The following is a 15,795-nucleotide window of genomic DNA, read 5'->3' as shown; positions in this document are numbered from 1 at the left end:
AGAATATAGGAATAAAAATATGTTAACAAAATTTCCAGCTTATTATGTCATGGCAGCAAATACTGATGTTGGTAAAACTATTTTTTCCTGTGGTATTACCATGACAGCGGTGAAGAATGCACTTCGGTTACTGTATATTAAACCAATTCAAACAGGTTTTCCGCTAGATTCCGATTCTTCTTTTATCAAAATATATAATCCATCTGATTTAGTTTCAACAAAAACTATTTTCTCGCTTTCAAATCCCGTATCCCCACATCGAGCAATATTTGAAAATAGTAATGATAATCCTGATCAATGTATTTTAGATGAAAAAATGTTGAGCATACTAGAAGAAGAATTAAAAAATAATGATTCTCAATTTATTTTGATCGAAGGTGCAGGTGGAGTCGCTTCACCAACGATACAAGGGCAATTACAATGTGATGTATATAGGAGTTTAAGACTTCCCATTATCTTTGTAGCAGATAGTAAACTTGGAGGAATATCCTGTACAATTAGTTCAATTGCTTTGTTAGAAACAAAAGGATATGAAATTGCATGTGTATTATTATTTGATGGTAAAGACGAAAATGCTGTGTTTTTAAAAAAACATTACAAAAATAAATTTCCTGTTTTTTCATTTAAAAATCTTACTGAAAATAAAGAAAATAAGACAGAAAAAATTGGAAAAAAAGAACTTGAAAATTGGTTTAAAACGAATGATGAAATTTTTTCAAATGTATTTCAGCATTTAACGAGTTATCATTTAACTAAAATAGAAGTTATTGAAGATTATATTGAAACAGCGAAAGAGCATATTTGGTGGCCTTTTACTCAACATGGATTTAATATTGAACCTAAGGTTATAGATAGTGCTTATAAGGACAATATTACTTACGTTAATTTAAATAAATTGCGCGATCAAAATATACTTACGCATTGTAATTATGATGCAAATGCAAGTTGGTGGACACAAGGAATTGGTCATGCTTCTTTTCGCTTAGCGCATGCAGCTGCTATGGCTGCTGCAAGATACGGACATGTTATGTTTCCTGGCAATATTCATGAACCAGCAGTTAAATTGACACAGAAATTAATTAATACTGTGGGAAAAGGTTGGGCAAAGCGAGTTTTCTTTTCTGATAACGGTTCAACAGCTGTAGAAGTTGCTATAAAAATTGCTTTCAGAAAGAAATTTGGTGTTCCAAATCAAAATGAAAAAATAAAAAATATTTTAGTTTTAGGATTAAAAGATACTTATCATGGTGATACACATGCAACAATGAATGCAACTAATCCAAACTCTTTTAAATTTAATGACTATTGGTATGAGCCAAAGGGGTACTGGCTATCATATCCATCAGTATTTATGAAAAATAAAAAGTATTTTGTTTCTTTACCTGATGAATTTAATTCTGATAAGCTGTTTGAATTAAACATAAGTAATTTAAATGAAATTTTTGATAAAAATAGAGATAATGTCATTCTAAATGAAATTTATCAGAACTATATAGACAGACAAATGTATGTATTAGAAGATTCATCATTCACAGTAGGTGCTTTATTATTAGAACCTATTTTGCAAGGTGCTGGGGGTATGAAATTAATAGATCCTTTATTTCAAAGGTTATTAATTCAGGAATGTAAGAAAAGAAAAATTCCGGTTATATTTGATGAAGTTTTTACTGGCTTTTGGCGATTAGGAAAAATATCAGCTGCACATTTGATGGATGAAAAACCAGATATTGCATGTTATGCAAAACTTTTAACAGGTGGGTTGCTACCTTTATCTGTAACGCTAACAACTGAAGAATGTTTTGAGAGTTTTTTGGGAGATAGTTTATCAACCGCGTTATTACATGGGCATTCGTATACTGCTCATCCTATAGGTTGTTTTGTTGCCGCTGAAGCAATAGAAGAAATGTTTAACTCTTCGCATTTTTGTAGTGATAATAATTGTTTGGAAATACCTTGGGATTTTGAATTAATCGAAAAATTTTCTGAATTACAAAATATTAGCAAAGTATTTGCTCTAGGAAGCGTTTTTGTGTTTGAATTGCAAGATGAGCATTCAGACTACACATCAACACGTTCAAAAGTTTTAGTAGATAAACTAAAAGAAGAAAATATTGATGTAAGATGTTTAGGAAATATTGTGTATTTATTTGCTGGATTTAATACTAAAAAAGAATATTTGAAAGTAGTATTATCTAAAATATACGATAATTTAAAACTAGAATGTCATTTATAAAATATTAGTTAAATCTTTTACAAACTATTTTTTTATAATGTGCTTTTCAAGAAGACCAGGGATAAAATAATAGCACGGTATAAAAGCAAAAATAATAAAAGATATAATTGGATAGAAGTATCCAATTATGATTGAAGAAAAATATAGTAATGGACTAATAAATCCTTTTTTAAAGCTTTTTAAAAGAATCTCTTCAGGAATTGTTTGATAAACTAATTTTGATTTAAATAAACAATACCATTTCATAATAGTAAAACTAATACTAGTAAAGACTCCGGTTGCAGCATAGATTAATATAGAAGAGAACTCTTGGGGATATTCGCCAATTAAAGATGTTGGAAAAGGAATAAATGAAAGAAATAGTAAAAATAAAGAGTTTAGCCAAAGCAAACCTCGATCTGTTTTTTCTATAATGTGTAAAAGTTGATGATGTGATACCCACCAGACAGTTATAGTAATAAAACTAATTAAGTAGCTTATCCCTTTGGGTATTAATGATAACAGAACTGGAGTCAAATCATTAGGGTTAACATGATTATTAGGTAAATGAATTTCTAAAACTAATACAGTGATTATTACCGCTATAACACCATCGCTAAAAGCTTCTAAACGAGCTTTCGACATGTTACCCACTTGAATTGCATTTTTAAGTAAGTTCATTTTTATAAATCCTATAAATTATTTCTATAGTAATATATTTTTGATGAACTCAAAAGAGGAAGTAATTAAATTATGACTTATTTACTAAATATAGGATATAGTTAAAGTAATAAAAAGATATATTTAAAAACTTATTGATTTTTTTTGATTACTGATAATATGACTCCAAAATGCAATCCCATTTTTTGAAGCAAATTTTGATCCCTGATTTGTTAAAATAATAATTCCAACCTCTTTAGATGGTATAAATCCTATAAAAGAAGTAATTCCATTTATAAAACCTGGATGATAAACTAGTGTGTTATCTGGATTGGTTTTAATATTTAATATTCTCCATCCTAATGCATATGATGATTCAATATTTTCTTTTTTTGCGGGCCATTGTACATTCCATTTTTTTGCATCATTATTTGCAATAACAGGAGTAAACATACTTTTTGCAATTCTTGGTGATAGAATGTTAGGTTTGTAGCCAAAAGCTAATTTATAAAATTCTATCATCCCATTTAATGAAGCAAATACTCCTGCAGATGCAGGTACCGTTTTAGGATAATAGGGTGGATAAGGTAGCTGCTTAAATAAGATTTTTCCTTTTACATTTTGTTTTAAGTGAGGATAAGCAAGATCTTCATTAGTTTTATTTACTTGTAGTCTAATTTCCTTCGTCTGTAAGGACTTATTTAAGTTTTTCATGACTTCATTATAGTTTAAATCATACAAGTTAAGCGCTTCTTCAACTAAACTAAAAGTAGCATTACTGTAACGATAGCAATTAAAAGGCTCGCAATCTACAGGATGATTTTTTAAAGTATTTAATAATTTATCACGACTAAATCCGCGTTCAATTTCTCTATCACCTGAGAATTGATAGCCAGTAGTATGGCTCAATATATTAGAAAATTGGATAGGATTTTTTATATAAGGTAACTCAAAAGGTTCATTTAAATTTATTTTTCCTTTTTGAGCCATTAACGCTAATGCTGTAGCAGTTATTGGTTTTGATACAGATGCAAGCGGGAATAATGTTTTTGAAGTAATTGGGTATTTTTTGCCCTTTTTATAACCATGTATAGACTTATATATAACTTGATCTTTATATAAAATTGCAAGGACAAAGCCTTGTTGATCTTTTTTTTCTTTTTCAATAATTTGTGTAAAATTTTTAACTTTACTTATTATTTCTTTCTTATTTTCAATATTTGAGTATGCCTTGTTATTAAGACTTAAAGAAAAAAGAAGAGAATAAAAACCTAAAACAATTCTTCCCATAACTCACCAAAATTGTTACATTAAATTTTAAAGAAGTGTATTTCTCAGAATAAAAATCTAAGAGGATACATATTTGTATTTATATAAGTTATGAGTCAAGTTGTCTTTTATAACTATATGATATTAAAGATATTAATTTTTATTACCCAATAGAGTCGTGAACACTAGTCAAAGTAACAGTGAGTATATTTCGAACGAATTACAGACTCTACAATGTAACAGAAATCATAATTCACTACTCATACCAAGCGACAGTATTAGTGTAGACCAATCAACCTTTGGATAATTAGATTTTGAGATAGAAGTATCTGGTACATACAACGCTTTAAAAGTCTGTTGATAAACTACAGTTAGACCATAAGAGGTTTTTTGATTTTTGGAATATGCTAAACCAGTTGAAAAACCAAGAAAATCTGAATTGATAACATGTTCAGATTCTGTTGCATTACCTGCCCAATTATTGGTAAATATTCCTAATCTTAATTTCAATTGCTCAAAAAAAATTGTTTCTGACCCGAAAGAAAAATTAAAAATTGGTTTTAAGTTGTAACTTGGGACACTTGTTTGAATGCCTGTATAGTAAACAATATCACTTGATAGAGTTTGGTATGCTTTAGGACTCCAGGCTACGCCGAATCGAAATTGTGTAGGTAATTTATTAAAAATAGATGAACTGCGATATGAAGAATAGGTGTTAACATGTTGAGTAAAAATAGTTCCATCATCTAATGTAACGATTCCTTCAACAGGTATAAAGTTAGAATCAACAACTATTGCTGAATCTAGAGAGCTAGAAGAAAAATATTGATATATTGGAATTTTATAAATTAAAGTGAATCCAATAGATAGTTCTGGAAGAATTTTATATAAGGTACCTAGGGAAACATCAATTTCTTTTAAATTTAAAGTTTTATCACTGGTATTAGTATTTACTGCATAGACGTAATTTTGTAGTGAGTTTAGAAAAGGGCCATAGGTTATGTTTTTTGTAAGTAACTCTGAATGATCAATATTTAAAAACCCTACTGTAAAACCTAATCCTAAGTCATCAAATAATTTTGTAGAAATTCCTAAAGAATAATTAGATTGACTGTCTGTAATTCTTTGATCTCCAGCATATATTACTCCATTATTTGAACTTGAAAGTCTTATTTTTGAATTAATATTAGAGTTGTCAGGAACAAAAATTCCAAAAGATAGATAAAAATCTTTTGAAAATAGCTGTAATTTAGTCACCCCACCAAAAAAACCGTTTATCATATCAGCGTCATTTTGTTTTAATTGAAAATCACTAACACCAAGCAAAGAATTTACTTTTAGAGTATTGGTATAGTAACCAATGGTTGAAAGGCTTATTTCAGAATCACCGCAGAATGCTAATCCTCCTGGGTTGTAAAAAATTCCTGAAGGGTCATCAGATAAAGCTGTATAAGCCCCGCCCATTCCACTTGCGCGGTCACCAATTAGAAAATTATTATAATGCTGCCAATCAGAATTTGCATTTAATTGGATCATTAAAAATATAACAATGACTATTTTGTTCTTTAAATATTTCGCATTTTTCAAATAAATATTCCATTTTTTAAGTTACTTTTTTCGTACGAAATATAATATTTTTGTGTCAATATAATGTCAAGAAATTTAAAAATTTAATTTTATTTTTAATACTCTAAATATGAGGTAATAAAAAATGAAAAAGGTTAAAACTAATTCTTGTTATATTTTTGTATTAATTTTATTAGTATCTTGTACAAATGAAGAAAATATTGATTTTCAAAATAGTAATAATACAAATCCTAATGAAATTTCAACTTCAGAAGCAGCTGTATCAGCGCTATCTGGAATAGTTGGAAGTTTATCAAGTGATATACAAAATGTTAAAAATTTAGATAAAAGAAATAATTATAAAAATATTTTTGACTATATTTTATTTAGCCAATCTGCTTTTGCTCAAAATAATTTATGCCAAAGTTTCTATGTAGATCAAAATAATTTAGGCTCAAATCCTTTAGCTTGCGATATAACAAATACCACTATAGATTTTAATTATGAAAACTGTGTATCTGGAACAATAGGAAATGCTTATTTAACTGGAAAAGTATCATTTGAATTTAATAATAATTCATGCATAATTAATCCTCTTCAAGTGGGAAATATTTCCTTTACAAGAACTCATCAATCAGGGATCTATAGATTGTCAGGAACTGGGGTTAAAATATATTTAGACTCAACAATTTATTCTGGTTATAATAGCTCTGTAACAGGCGGCACAGCCATTAATGTCGGTTCGTCTAATGGCGATCCAACAAATTTGATTGTAAATACTACTTTAACCATACTTGGATTAAATATTAAGGCGATAACCTCAAAAAGTAAACCTATTTGGGAGCATACTATTTCATCAAATGCATTGACTCTAGCAATTAATGCTGCAACAAAAACAATAAGTAGTGGTACTATTACTGTTCAACAAAATTTAGCAAAATTTACAGGAACCGCTGTGATAAGTTCAGCATTGATTTGGACAGCTCCATGTAACTTTCCAACTCAAGGAACTATTACAACTACCTTGTCGGGATCTAAAACAGGTACTGAAAGTTTAGTTTTTCAACCGAATTGTAGTATAGCAAAACTAACTAGGAATGGTTCAACTAAGTTAATTCAGTTAAATGATGTTTATTAAATAAATTGGTAATATTATAGTGTATAATAAATATTTTGAGATTAATATAATATTTGAAGTTTAAATTTATTATATTATATTTATTTTAGCAATATCTATAAAAAGCTTTAAATATAATTTTTCTTTAAAATTGAAAATAATTTGAATTAAAATTTTTAAACTAATTTAGCAATTATAATTTTTTTATAGTATCTAATATCAAAGAGCATTTTGGAAATTTCAGAATGTATTAAAGCTGTTTAAAAAGTTAAAATTATTATTACTTTTGTTTATAGAATAAATTTTAGGAGGAAAAATGTATAAAAATATTATGGCAATTTTAGCAATAATTTGTTTTCTAGAATCATCAAATTCTTATGCAGAAAACTTTAAGAATTCAAGCTATGAAATTTGTTTTACACCAGGAGAAAATTGTACTGAATTAATTACAAAAAATATTGCAAAAGCAAAAAAATCTTTACTTATTCAAGCCTATTCTTTTACAAGTGCGCCAATAGCTAAATCAATTTTAGATGCTAAAAAAAGAGGGGTAGAAGTAATGATCATTCTTGATAAGTCTCAATTTTCTCAAAAGTATTCATCTGCAAAGTTTTTAGTAAATCAGGAAATACAAACTTGGAAAGATGATAAAGTAGCTATTGCACATAATAAAGTAATGATAATTGATAACCTTACAGTTATTACTGGAAGTTTTAATTTTACAAAAGCAGCACAACAAAAAAATGCTGAAAATGTAATAATTATTGATGATGCTAATTTAGCAAAAAAATATACTGAAAATTGGTTTAATAGGCAAAAAGTTTCTACTAAGATGAATTGATAAAGTAAAAGTAATTTGATTAAGATTATTCCTAAAAAAAATTTTAATAGAAATAATCTTAGAATAATTTTTTACAAAAGTGATTAATTTATTCTTGAACCTGAAATAAGGGGGTAAATGCCTATGATAGGAAGGGGATGAATAAGTGTTTTAACGCGTTCTAGTAAGCTATGTTGATCCGTATTTTTATGATCAAACATAACTCCTAAAACAGTTCCAGTATGCGCACAATTAACTCCTAGCCCGCCATACTCTTTTGTTCCGTTGACTAGTGTTTCAAATGGATCTTTATATAAAACGTTTTGGTTTATTCTTGCACTTATAGTAGCTGCTTGAGCAATTAATTTAGAATTTTTTGTTAAAAATCCTTCTTTTATTATTTTCAAAGCAGCTCTTAAAGAATTTTCATGTTTAAGAGACACATTCCTTGCAAGTATTCTATCAAATTTTTGGGTGGAAATTTCGCCACCTGAATCTACAATAATAAATGATAAAGATGGTATGTGTTGAAACTTTTTGTAAACATGGCCTTTAAGATGATTTATGTATGATATTCCTGGTAAAAAAACGCCATCTGAAGATTTATCAACTGAAATAAGCAAATTATTAATTTCATTATCAGAAAGATTTTTATTAAAAGCTTTGCTAATTGCAAGGATCACAGCAGTTAACTCAGCTGTGCTGGATGCTAGACCTTTTCCTCTTGGAATTTTAGAATCTATTTCAAAATTTAAAGCAATATTTTCTTTAATTTTAAAGTGGGAAAGTATTTTATCAATTATCCTATTAATTTTTGAATATTTTTCCTCTTCTAAAAATTCTATTTTACTTTCTTTATTATTTATTGTAACACTCGCCTTAGCAAAAAAAGGAATAGGACTATTAATTAAAAAATCTTTATCATCAATAAACCCTTGAAGAAGCTCACCACAGGTACCTGGAGCTATAGCTGTAAATTTCATATTTTCACCTTTTAAATTAAATTTTGTTTTGAATATTTAGTTACATAATGGTTCCATGGTACTTTGGCAATTAAAATTAATATTTCTACAATAAACGAAATTATCATTGCAATTGCGGCAACTATTGCGCCTGAGTAATTTAAATAAATCCCAATAAATGAGCAGAAAAGTAGAATAGCTGTAGCAGATAAAGTTGCAAAATTAATTTCTTTTGTTTTTCCGACCCCAATTAATAGTCCTTGCATGACATTTTGAATTGCAATAAATAAAGGAACAGAAAAACAAATGAGTAATATTTTTTGAACTCCAATTAATATCATTTCATTATTGCCAATAAATAATATAAGAATACTTTTACCTATGGGGCTAAGTGTTAAAAATAATATAAGAATTGATAAAATTGAACCAACACTAAAAGCAAAAATGATAAAATCAATAGGATGATATTTTTCTTTATTTCGGATAATAACTTGTTGAACCATTCTAGTTGTATTTCCAAATACAAGAATTAAAGCCCAAGTCACAGGCCAAATAGCAAGAGCAATTGAACTATCTATAGCACGCGCCAAAAATAAAATTAAAAGAGCTCTTCCTCCCCAAACAAGAACCATTGAATGAGCTAAAGGCCAGTAAAATAACCATATTTCTTTTATATTTTTAGGAGTTGAGAGATGTGTTTCCTTTTTTGAAATGAATTCTGAAGAAGAATTTTTATATTTTTTAGCTGCAAAAATAACATAAATAGTTTCTGATAAAACACCAATCATCATAGATCCGCCAGCTAAAAATCCACTACTTATATTTAATAAAAATCCAGTAATAAGGCATATAAATAAAATAAAAAATCTGAGAAAGCCAGCATTTGCTAATGTTTTTTGCTTGCCATTTATAATTAGAATTCCTTGAAAATACCTTCTAATTGCAATCGAAGCAGGCCAAAGTAATAAACACATCAACATTTTATGTGCAAGAGAAGAAATTTCATTAGAAATTCCAAATAAATTTTCTGTTATCCAATAAAAAATGGGAGGGATTACTAAAATAAGTAAGCAAATTGTTAATACAGCACAAGATATTAAAACAAATCTCCATAATGCTTCACGAGATTCTTTTTTATCAGATAATGCATTAGAGGCATGCAGCATAGATATGATAGGGCTTTCAAACAATACAACTAATGATTTTATGAAACCTAATGCAGCAAAATTCTGCTGTGGACGAGGCAAGTGTGCTAATGCTGAATTTACCATAGGGTCACCCATCGCCATTGTGACATCGCTAATAGAAAGAGGTAAAAATTCTTTCCAAAGAGTTAACATTTTTTTTATTAAATTATTTTTCATGATATTTTACTTTGCTTTTTATAGTAAAAATTTTCAATAGGTTTTAAATTCATAAATTCATTTTGAAGAGAATCTAAAGAATTTATATTGATATTTTGTTTTTCTATCCATTGTTTATTATAAATTGTATCCAAATACCTATCACCTCTATCTGGATTGATCATTAAAATAGATTGCTCTTTTTGTAATGTAAGTGCATAGGAAACTCCTGCAGCAACAATAGCCCCTGTAGAACCTCCAAGCAGTAAACCTTCTTTTTTTGCTAGTGCATGACAAACGGAAAAAGCTAAATTGTCTTTAACGCTATAAGCAATATCTATTAAATTTTCATTAAATTGTGGGGGGGTAAATGAAAGTCCTAAGCCAGTCATTTTATAGGGATGCGGTGGCGTGCCAAGAATACTTGACCCAGCGACATCAACGGCAATAATCTTAGTATTAGGATAAAACTTTTTAAAATAAGATCCAATTCCTGTTAATTGTCCTGAAGTGCTTAAACCAATTACAATAGCGTCCGGTGCTCCGGCAAAATTATCAACTATTTCTTGTGCGGTAAAAATACTATGTGCCGTTGGATTTTCTGAATTTTTATGTTGACAAGGATACCAAGCTCCAACAGTTGATTTTGCAATTTCTTCTGCTTTTTTCATTCTTGCAACTTGCATAGAGCCATTTGCGTCTGCTTCTGATAAAGGAACATCAATTAAAGTCGCTCCATATGCTTCAAGCATTTTTCTGGTTGCTGAAGGAGTTTTTGCATCAACTACAATAAATACTTTATAGTTTTTTGCTGCTCCGACTATAGCAAGCCCAATTCCAAAATTGCCGGAGCTTGATTCCACAATAATTCCACCTTTTGAAAGTAACCCCTTTTTTTCTGCTTGTTCTATTAAATAAACGGCATTTTTTTCTTTTATGCTTCCACCTGGATTGCAAGACTCAAGTTTAAGATACAATTTATGAATTTTGCAAATTTCACTTATATTATTTAAACGGACAGTGGGTACATTTCCAACGGATTCCATTACATTTTGGTAAAGATTTTTCATGTCTTAATCCTTTTAAAGATGAATATAAATATTTAAAATGTAGTTAATTTCAAAAAAATTAGATTAAGAAATGGGTGGTCGAAATATATCATTAAGAGATGTTATGAATTTAATTTTTCTATCAAAATAAGAACTTATTGGGAAAAGATTCAAATTAAAGAAAGTATGTTGAACACTTTTAGTCATAAAACTTTTACAGCACTGATCGCTGTCAAAGCAAGTTAAGCAATTAGGATTATAATTAGAATTTTCATTATAAATGATTTTTTTATTTGAACTGATGTTTTTAGATAAATTGGATTCAAGTAAAATTGTTTGTTGATTAAGTTTGTAACATGGATGATTTGTATTTAAAAATATGTAAACAAAAGTAAATAAAAATATTTTAAATATTTTTATTTTGTGAGCTGAGAAGAGTTTGTTGCTTATAGCGATAAATCGCGCTGATTTCATGAAAAATTAAATCTTTCCAAGTTTAACAAAAGCTAAACTTAAATGTGAGTAGTTGTGTTGTATAGCCCTCTTCAGTGGCTCTCAAGGAAGACTACATAAAAAAAATTGATAGTACAATATCGATATAAGATTTATTTATGACTTAATTTATAGCAAATTTTTTCAGCGCTAATTTTTGGAAAAATATTATTTCTTTAAAAATATAGAATTATAGAAAAATACAAACTAATTTTTTAGAATTTTGGAGAGTCAATAGGATTTCAAATTGGAAACTATTTATAAATATTTTTTATATCTTAGCGAAGAATTAAAGCAAATTTTTTGCAATAATATATTTTTTGTTAATTATAGCATGAGGAGGAAATGTAAAAACCTTTTTCACTTAAGTGCAAATTTTTTGAGTTAGGGAAAGATAGATATCAATTCTAAAAAAATAGTTTAAAAATTATTTAAACTATCGCCTTCAAGAACCATACCTGGAATAGATTTATCAAAATTTAATGCATGATGAACCATAGCTTTTGCTACTTTAGAAGCTTCAATGGGAGCAAATTTGCTAAATGATAATGCGTCATCAATATTAAATTTTTTAGTTAGTTTTTCTATTTTTGAAAGAAAAAAACCACCAACTGTTTCAGCTAATCTAAATTCACTTCTTTTACCAAGTAAAACGCTTGGTCTAACAATGATATAATGTAACAAACTTTTTGTAATGGCTTTTTCTACTTCACATTTTGCGGATAAATAATAGCCGCGAGGGTTTGATACGCCAATACTAGAAATAAACACAAATAATGAATTTGGTGTGTTTTTCTTTATATATTCAATAAATTTTATAGGATAATCTCTATCAACCCGATGAAAACTTTCTAAGGATTTTGCTTTTCTTAATGTTGTACCAATGCAGCAAAAAAAGATTTGACAAGGAATATCATTGCCAATTTTCTTATATTCTTCTTCGTTTTCAAAATTAAAAACTATTTCTTTTATATTTGCTGTAGTTTCAATTTTATTTGGATGTCTAACTAAACATATGACAGATATGTCTGGAGTATTTTTAAGTAGTGTGAGGACATTACTACCAACAAGGCCAGAAGCTCCTACAATAACAATATTTTTCATTAGAAACTCCGAATTTAATAATTTCAGTCTTCATATGAAATAGTATTCTTTAACTTTACAGTGTCTTGAATGGTTGTGCCAAGCTTTTCATCTAAAAAATTGTTAAAAGGTAACACTTTGAGAGGAAGACAGTTTTTTTCAGCAAGCCTAACACATCTTGCATGCAAAACTTGTGCTCCTTGTTCCATGATAGCATAAGCTTCTTTATAGCTTAATTGATTAAGTAATTTTGCTCCAGAATATTTTTTGGGATCTTTATCATATATTCCATTAACATCTTTATAAAATTCAACCTTTTCTGCTTGTAATGCAATGGCTAATGCAACTGCAGTAGTATCAGAGCCTCCTCGCCCTAAAGTGGTAATATCACCACCTTGACTCATCCCTTGGAACCCAGCAACAATAACAATTTTTCCATTTTCTAACTGTGGTAATAACCTTTGGGGTTTTACTGATATAATTTTTGCATTGGCATGATCATTCGTAGTTAAAATTCCCGATTGGCTTCCTGTGAAACTTATGGCTTCTGTGTTTTTAGCGGCTAGAGCCATCGCAAGTAATGCAATACTTATTCTTTCTCCTACAGAAACAAGCATGTCTAGCTCTCTTCTTGGAGGATTAGGATTTACTTTGTGTGCTAATGCAATGAGTTCATCAGTAGTGTCGCCCATAGCACTGACAACTACGACAACTTGTTTAAAAACTGATCTACGATGCAAAATAATATCTGCAATAGAAGCAAATGCTTCGGGGGAACTTACAGAAGCCCCCCCAAATTTTAATACAATACATTTTTTTTGTTCCATGTTTCTTTAACTCGACTTCAGTAGTAATTGACTCACCATTTTTTGTATTGCTTCAACTTCAAAAGGTTTTGTAATATATTCATCACAACCTGCATCAAAACCTTTGCGAATATCCTCTTCTGTTTTATTGCCCGAAACAAATGCGACTGGCAAATTTTTTAGAAGGGGATGTGATTTTAGTAAAGCACAAAGTTCATATCCGTCAACCCAGGGAAGTTGAATATCCAAAAGAATGAGATCAAGCTTGGTATCTTCAATTATTTTTGAGAGTTCCATTGCATCTTTTGCAAGCAGAACTCGATAATTATCTTTTTCAAAAATTCTTTTGATAGCGTTGCGCATCACAGGTTCATCATCCACAACCAGTATCGTTTTTGCTTCTGGTTTTCTTGAAGCAGCTCGGTATGCCTCTAAATTAACAATATGTTCTTGCGCCATTGCTTTTCTATTGAGTTCAGCAACCTTTTTTGCAAAGGTTTGATCTCCAAATTTCCTTTTCCGCATGGCATAAGACCTTTCTTGCATTTCTATCCATTTTGCATTTTTTAATCGGAGGAGGTGTTGCTTCTCTTGAATTTGCTTATATTCTGCTTAGACATTAATATATTGGCAATTTGACGGTACGTTTTTGCCGTATATAAATAATATTTTGGATCGAAAATTAGGGCTTTTTTGAGGAGGTCAAAATGATCGAAGTGAACAGCTTGGTAAAGCTTTTTGGTGAACGAAAAGTTTTACATAATTTAAATTTTTCAGTTGGAACTGGAAGAGTCTGCGGGTTTTTAGGACCAAATGGATCAGGTAAATCAACAACAATGGACATTTTAGCCGGATTATTAGGGCCTAGTTCAGGTGAAGTAAAAATTTGCGGTTATAATGTAGTTACCCAATCTAAAGATGTAAAGGAACAAGTTGGTTATTTGCCTGATAATCCACCTTTATATAAAGATATGAAGGTGAAAGATTTTGTCACCTATGTTGCTAAAATCAGAGGTATAAGCCCTAAAATAAGAAAAAGTGAAGTAGATAGAGTGATTGAAGAGTGCGATGTTAGTGACGTTGCAAATAGAATCATCGGAAATCTTTCAAAAGGTTACAGACAAAGAGTTGCGTTATGCTCAGCTTTAGTTCATAAACCAAATGTTTTAATATTAGATGAGCCAACAGAAGGTTTGGATCCAAATCAAATTTTACATATTAGAAAGTTAATCAAAAAATTAGCAAAAGAACGCACTGTTATTTTAAGTTCTCATATTCTATCAGAAGTGCAGGCAACATGTGATGAGGTTATAATTATTAATCAAGGTCATATTGCAGCAAAAACTTCAATTCAAAATGATTCAACAAAGCCTGCATATTACCTTTATACATTTGCTTCAAAAGCAGAAAGTGCTTTGCATTGGTTTCAACAACGTAATTATGTAAAATCAGCAAAACCTATGTCACAAAAATTAAATTCTATTTTAGTTGAATTTGGTAATGAGTTTTGGGCTGATAGAAATAATGAAAGCATAGCTAATGTAACAGAGCAAATTGTGCAACAAAATTTTCCTTTAATAGGTATTGAAGAGAAAAAAGAAGGATTAGAAGAATTATTTTTTGAAGTGATTCGTTCACAACCAGGACATCATCAAGTTCAAATTTTACCTTCAGGAGAACTTTTATGAGCGCAACATTATCAATTGCTGAAAGAGATTTTAAAGGATTTTTTGGAACTCCCCTTGGCTGGATTGCTGCCTGTATCATTTTTGTAATTTCAGGAATAGTTTTTTTTATTGTTGTAAATATGTTACTTATCCGAGGACAATCAATAGATCCTGTCGCAGATATTTTTGGACAAGTTCTTGGTTTTTTAAACTATATTAATATATTTATAATTCCTGCATTTACTATGCGGGCAATTAGTGAAGATTTAGGGAGTGGTACTTATCGCTTGCATTCAGCTGCTCCCATCTCTACTTGGGAAATTGTGTTAGGTAAATTTTTAGGAATTATGTTTTATTTTGGTGTATTAATTACTTTAATGTTAATTTATCCACTTTATTCATTTATATTTACCCAACCTGATCTAAAGGTTTTATTTACTGGTTGGCTTGGGTTGGTGTTAAATTCAGCTGCAATTGTCTCCATAGGATTATTTATTAGTTCTTTGACAAAAAATCCTGTCCTAAGTTATCTTGGGTCTACTTTTTTTATCTTAATTTTTATACTTTCAGGCTTTATTACAGGCGTACCAGATTGGTATAGAAAAAATGTTAATTTATTAGAACTTAGTTCAGATTTTACTAGAGGTTTAATTAAAACAGGATCTCTAGCTACTTATTTAGCTATCATTTTTGTTTTCTTAGTTCTTTGTCGTTTTGTAATGGAAAGTAAAAAGTGGAGATTATAAAAA

Annotated in this window: 14 protein-coding genes; 5 read left to right on the top strand and 9 right to left on the bottom strand. The window is 29.3% G+C overall.

Annotated elements, in window-relative coordinates; all coding sequences use genetic code 11:
* The first annotated feature begins 19 nt into the window (after nt 1–19).
* Complete coding sequence (locus GOY08_RS12390; protein ID WP_158999234.1) at nt 20–2,233, top strand: aminotransferase class III-fold pyridoxal phosphate-dependent enzyme; 2,214 nt, start codon at nt 20–22, stop codon at nt 2,231–2,233.
* A 24-nt stretch (nt 2,234–2,257) separates the two neighbouring features.
* Here GOY08_RS12390 and GOY08_RS12385 read toward each other — a convergent pair whose 3' ends face one another.
* The 3 genes from GOY08_RS12385 to GOY08_RS12375 form a co-directional block, all read right to left on the bottom strand.
* On the bottom strand, nt 2,258–2,893 hold the full coding sequence (locus GOY08_RS12385; RefSeq protein WP_158999233.1) for a TMEM175 family protein: 636 nt from the start codon (nt 2,891–2,893) through the stop codon (nt 2,258–2,260).
* A 123-nt stretch (nt 2,894–3,016) separates the two neighbouring features.
* Nucleotides 3,017–4,162 (bottom strand): serine hydrolase domain-containing protein, encoded by a 1,146-nt coding sequence (locus tag GOY08_RS12380; protein ID WP_158999232.1) that lies wholly within the window; start codon nt 4,160–4,162, stop codon nt 3,017–3,019.
* 225 nt (nt 4,163–4,387) lie between these two features.
* Nucleotides 4,388–5,728 (bottom strand): OmpP1/FadL family transporter, encoded by a 1,341-nt coding sequence (locus GOY08_RS12375; RefSeq protein ID WP_158999231.1) that lies wholly within the window; start codon nt 5,726–5,728, stop codon nt 4,388–4,390.
* 124 nt (nt 5,729–5,852) lie between these two features.
* Between GOY08_RS12375 and GOY08_RS12370 the strand changes: the two genes are divergently transcribed.
* Both GOY08_RS12370 and GOY08_RS12365 read left to right on the top strand, forming a co-directional pair.
* Nucleotides 5,853–6,845 (top strand): hypothetical protein, encoded by a 993-nt coding sequence (locus tag GOY08_RS12370; protein WP_158999230.1) that lies wholly within the window; start codon nt 5,853–5,855, stop codon nt 6,843–6,845.
* 295 nt (nt 6,846–7,140) lie between these two features.
* Nucleotides 7,141–7,665, top strand: coding sequence for a phospholipase D family nuclease (locus GOY08_RS12365; RefSeq protein ID WP_158999229.1), 525 nt, complete (start codon nt 7,141–7,143; stop codon nt 7,663–7,665).
* 83 nt (nt 7,666–7,748) lie between these two features.
* Here the strand turns inward: GOY08_RS12365 and GOY08_RS12360 are convergent, their stop codons facing one another.
* The 6 genes from GOY08_RS12360 to GOY08_RS12335 all read right to left on the bottom strand — a co-directional run bounded on the left by GOY08_RS12360 (nt 7,749) and on the right by GOY08_RS12335 (nt 13,925).
* Complete coding sequence (locus GOY08_RS12360) at nt 7,749–8,627, bottom strand: GHMP family kinase ATP-binding protein (protein WP_158999228.1); 879 nt, start codon at nt 8,625–8,627, stop codon at nt 7,749–7,751.
* A gap of 11 nt (nt 8,628–8,638) precedes the next feature.
* Nucleotides 8,639–9,970 (bottom strand): hypothetical protein, encoded by a 1,332-nt coding sequence (locus tag GOY08_RS12355; protein ID WP_158999227.1) that lies wholly within the window; start codon nt 9,968–9,970, stop codon nt 8,639–8,641.
* The gene (locus tag GOY08_RS12350; protein WP_158999226.1) at nt 9,967–11,019 is read right to left on the bottom strand and encodes a cysteine synthase family protein; all 1,053 of its coding nucleotides are present in this window, start codon (nt 11,017–11,019) and stop codon (nt 9,967–9,969) included. The genes GOY08_RS12355 and GOY08_RS12350 overlap by 4 nt, the downstream gene beginning before the upstream one ends.
* 891 nt (nt 11,020–11,910) lie before the next feature.
* Nucleotides 11,911–12,594, bottom strand: a complete 684-nt coding sequence (locus GOY08_RS12345) for an NAD(P)H-binding protein (RefSeq protein ID WP_158999225.1) — start codon at nt 12,592–12,594, stop codon at nt 11,911–11,913.
* Between the two features lie 23 nt (nt 12,595–12,617).
* Nucleotides 12,618–13,400 carry an amino acid kinase family protein gene (locus tag GOY08_RS12340; RefSeq protein WP_158999224.1) on the bottom strand — a complete coding sequence of 261 codons (783 nt, stop codon included), beginning with the start codon at nt 13,398–13,400 and terminating at the stop codon, nt 12,618–12,620.
* Nucleotides 13,401–13,406: 6 nt separating this feature from the next.
* Nucleotides 13,407–13,925, bottom strand: a complete 519-nt coding sequence (locus GOY08_RS12335) for a response regulator (protein ID WP_158999223.1) — start codon at nt 13,923–13,925, stop codon at nt 13,407–13,409.
* Nucleotides 13,926–14,086: 161 nt separating this feature from the next.
* On the opposite strand from GOY08_RS12335, the gene GOY08_RS12330 reads away from it, so the two are divergent.
* Both GOY08_RS12330 and GOY08_RS12325 read left to right on the top strand, forming a co-directional pair.
* The gene (locus GOY08_RS12330) at nt 14,087–15,067 is read left to right on the top strand and encodes an ABC transporter ATP-binding protein (RefSeq protein ID WP_158999222.1); all 981 of its coding nucleotides are present in this window, start codon (nt 14,087–14,089) and stop codon (nt 15,065–15,067) included.
* Nucleotides 15,064–15,792, top strand: coding sequence for an ABC transporter permease (locus tag GOY08_RS12325; RefSeq protein ID WP_158999221.1), 729 nt, complete (start codon nt 15,064–15,066; stop codon nt 15,790–15,792). The genes GOY08_RS12330 and GOY08_RS12325 overlap by 4 nt, the downstream gene beginning before the upstream one ends.
* The last annotated feature ends 3 nt before the right edge of the window (nt 15,793–15,795 follow it).

Source organism: Pigmentibacter ruber (genome assembly GCF_009792895.1).
Taxonomy (GTDB): Bacteria; Bdellovibrionota_B; Oligoflexia; order Silvanigrellales; family Silvanigrellaceae; genus Silvanigrella; species Silvanigrella rubra.
The sequence above is the reverse complement of the archived record's forward strand: the minus strand, read 5'-3'. Positions and strand labels throughout refer to the sequence as shown.